Origin of the sequence: Cellulosimicrobium cellulans (genome assembly GCF_042723955.1) — a bacterium.
GTDB lineage: Bacteria > Actinomycetota > Actinomycetes > Actinomycetales > Cellulomonadaceae > Cellulosimicrobium > Cellulosimicrobium cellulans_H.
This window is the reverse complement of the sequence record NZ_JBHXIC010000163.1, coordinates 1-3,569: the sequence shown is the minus strand read 5'-3', so window position 1 is coordinate 3,569 and position 3,569 is coordinate 1. Positions and strand designations below refer to the sequence as shown.

Below are 3,569 nucleotides of genomic sequence, written 5' to 3'. Positions count from 1 at the left end.
CCCGCGCGCCCGCGCGCCGCCGCGCGGGCCGCCCCCCCGCACCGCCCCCGCCCGCCCGCCGCCCCGCGCCGCGGCCTGCCCCCGCCCCCCCGCCGCCCCCGCGCCGGCCGGCCCCCCCCCGCCGCCCCCCCGACGAGCTCGCCGAGGCAGCGTTCCGCCTGCCGGTCGGGCTGCCGTTCGCCGGTCTGGGGGTCGCGGCCGCCCGCCGCCTCGACATGATGACCCGGGGCGTCGTCGGCCCGGTCGCGACGGCGCTCGAGGAGACGTGCGCGAGCCCGACGTCCCGCCCGGTGCGGCTCGGGCTCCTCGTGGACCGGGCGATGGGCGCGGCGTTCGCGCACCACGTGACCCAGGCCGCCACGCTGCTGGAGCTCGCGGCGGAGCGCGAGCGTCCCGACAGCGCACGCATGCTCCCGCTGCCGGGGCTGGACGACGTCGAGGCGTGGGTCGTCGCGGGCCGCCACGACGCGGCGCAGCGCGCGCTGGCCCGACGGAAGGTGGACGCGAAGGAGCTGCCGCCGTCGCTGCGGTCGGCGACGCTCGTCCGGGCCGACGTGTCCCTCGCCGCGCCCGAGGACCTCACCGCGCCGCTCGAGCGGGCGACGCGGGTGAACCGGACCACGGCCTCGCCGTACGAGCACGCGCGGACCGACCTCTGCGCCGCGCGCGCCCTCGTGCGCGCGGGGGAGCTCCAGCGCGCGCACGGCCTCTTCCTGTCCGCGATCGAGCTGTTCGACGACGCGGGTGCGGACGCCTGGACGACGATCGCGCGGGACGAGCACGCGGACGTCGTCCGCCTGCTCGGCGGGCCGGTGGCGGACGACGCCACGTCCGGTGCCCCGGCGTCGGTGGTCCCGCTCGGCGCCGTTCCCACCACCGGGCTCGGCACGACGCCCGGCGGGGCGCCGTCCGGGTCGTGGGCCGCGGCTGCGCGCGCGGCGGGACTGCACGCGCCGCTGCCCGGAGTTCTCGGCGGGGCCCGGCCGGGGGCCGAGCCGGTGGTCGCGACCCGTCCCGCGCCGCCGGACGCATGCCGGCTCGCGGTGCGGGAGAGCGACGTGTCGGACGAGGCGCTCGCCGAGCTCCGGGGGCGGTGGTCCGACGAGCTCACCGAGCGCGAGCTCGACGTCGCGCTGCTCGTCGTCCAGGGCGCGTCGAACCGGGAGGCCGCGGACCAGCTCTACCTCTCGGTGCGCACCGTGGAGGTTCACCTCGGCCGGGTCTTCCGGAAGCTCGGGGTGCGCTCGCGTGTCGAGCTCACCGTGCTCGCGCACCGCGTGGGGCGCTGAGGGAGATCCACGACCCCCGTCGCCGCGGTACGTACCGGGGCTACCGGGTAGGGGTGGATTCGGGCAGATTCGTCCGCTTCTGCATGCTTCTGTCCTACGGGTGAACCCTTATGCAGCGGGTAAGTTCGCACCATGAACAATGTGGGAAGCGCGGATAACGCCACGGTGCCCGCGTCATTACGTTCGAGAGGACCCGAGGGCGACGGCGACTCCGGAGGACGGCGACGTGGCCCACCGCACCAGCACCGAGGCAGGACCCATGGACGTGTCCCTCTTCACCAGACCACCCCGCGCCGGGCGCCGCGGCGCACGCCTCGCAGCGCTCGCGACCGCTGCGGCGCTCGTCGGCGGGCTCCTCGCGGGAGTCGCGCCGGCTCAGGCCGCCGAGGTCGCACCCGCCGCCGTCTCCCACCCGGGCGACAGCGACGTGAACGGCTACCGCAACGTCGGCTACTTCACGCAGTGGGGCGTGTACGGCCGTAACTTCCAGCTCAAGAAGGTCCAGGACTCCGGCGCCGCCCAGGACCTCACGCACATCAACTACTCGTTCGGCAACATCCACTACCAGAACCTCACGTGCTTCATCGCGAACAAGGCGCAGGGCACGGGGCCGAACGGCTCCGACGGCGCCGGCGACGCGTGGGCGGACTTCGGCATGGGTTACACCGCGGCGAACTCTGTGGCCGGGGTCGCCGACACGTGGGACCAGCCGCTCGCCGGCTCGTTCAACCAGCTCAAGCAGCTCAAGGCGAAGAACCCGCAGCTCCGCGCCCTCATCTCCATCGGCGGCTGGACCTGGTCCAAGAACTTCTCGAAGGCCGCCGCGACGCAGGCGTCGCGCGAGAAGTTCGTGTCGTCGTGCATCGACCTCTACATCAAGGGCAACCTCCCCGTGATCGACGGCCGCGGCGGGCCCGGCGCTGCCGCCGGCGTGTTCGACGGCATCGACATCGACTGGGAGTGGCCCGGCTCGAACAACGGCGAGGTGGGCAACCACGTCGACACCGTCAACGACCGCGCGAACTTCAAGCTGCTGCTCGCCGAGTTCCGCAAGCAGCTCGACGCGTACGGCGCGCAGACGGGCAAGCACTACCTGCTCTCGGCGTTCCTCCCGGCCAACCCGGACGACATCGCGGCGGGCGGCTGGAACGACCCGGCGATCTTCGAGTACCTCGACTACGGCAACGTCCAGGGCTACGACCTGCACGGCGCGTGGGACCCCGCGCTCGCCGGTCCCCAGGCCAACCTGTACGACGACCCCGCCGACCCGCGGGCCGCCAACCGCCAGTTCAGCGCGGACAAGGCGGTGCAAGAGTACCTGCGCGGCGGCGTCGACCCGAGCCAGCTCGGACTCGGCATGGCCATGTACGGCCGCGGCTGGAAGGGCGTGACGTCCTCGGCCCCGTGGTCGGCGGCGACGGGAGCGGCCCCCGGCACCTGGGAGGCGGGCAACGAGGACTACGACAAGCTCCGCACGCGGGGCCAGGACTACTACGACCCGGCGACGGTCTCGGCCTGGCGCTACGACGGTGACCAGTGGTGGGGCTACGACAACGCGCGATCCGTCGCCGCCAAGGCGGAGTACATCGACCGTCTGAACCTCGGTGGCGGCATGTGGTGGGACCTCTCCGGCAACCACGACGGCACGCTGCTCGGGGGCTTCACGGACAAGATCCGTGCGCTCCCGGCCGGTCCGGTCGACGGCACGGACGGCTCGACCGACCCGACCGATCCCACGGACCCGACCGACCCGACGGACCCGACCGATCCCACGGACCCCACGGACCCGACCGACCCGACGGACTGCCTGGCGGCGTGGTCGTCGAGCGCGGTGTACACGGGCGGCGCGACGGTGTCGTTCGAGGGGAAGAACTACCGCGCGAAGTGGTGGACCCAGGGTGACCGCCCGAGCGCGGGCGGCCCGTGGGAGGCGACCGGCACGTGCGGCGCGACCGACCCCACGGATCCCACGGACCCGACAGACCCGACGGACCCCACCGACCCGGGCACGTGCATCGCACCCGCGTGGTCGTCGAGCGCGGTCTACACCGGTGGCGCGACGGTCTCCTACCAGGGCCAGAGCTACCGCGCGAAGTGGTGGACGCAGAACAACGTCCCGGGCGCGGAGCAGTACGGGCCCTGGGAGTCGCTGGGCGCCTGCTGACGCTCGGCCCTCGTCGGCCCTCGTCGGCCCCCGACGGCCGCGCCCGCCCGCCCGCCCCCCCCCGCGCCCCCCGGCGGGGGCTGGGTATTTACATTACACAACGCCCCTCCCCCGTT

General features: G+C 74.4%; 2 protein-coding genes. Both read left to right on the top strand.

The features are described from left to right. Window positions 1-1,289: response regulator transcription factor (locus ACFWH7_RS20910; protein WP_378219588.1), on the top strand; the 1,289-nt coding region annotated here is incomplete at its 5' end. A gap of 259 nt (window positions 1,290-1,548) precedes the next feature. Further along, on the top strand, window positions 1,549-3,453 hold the full coding sequence (locus ACFWH7_RS20905) for a glycosyl hydrolase family 18 protein (RefSeq protein ID WP_378219586.1): 1,905 nt from the start codon (window positions 1,549-1,551) through the stop codon (window positions 3,451-3,453). The last annotated feature ends 116 nt before the right edge of the window (window positions 3,454-3,569 follow it).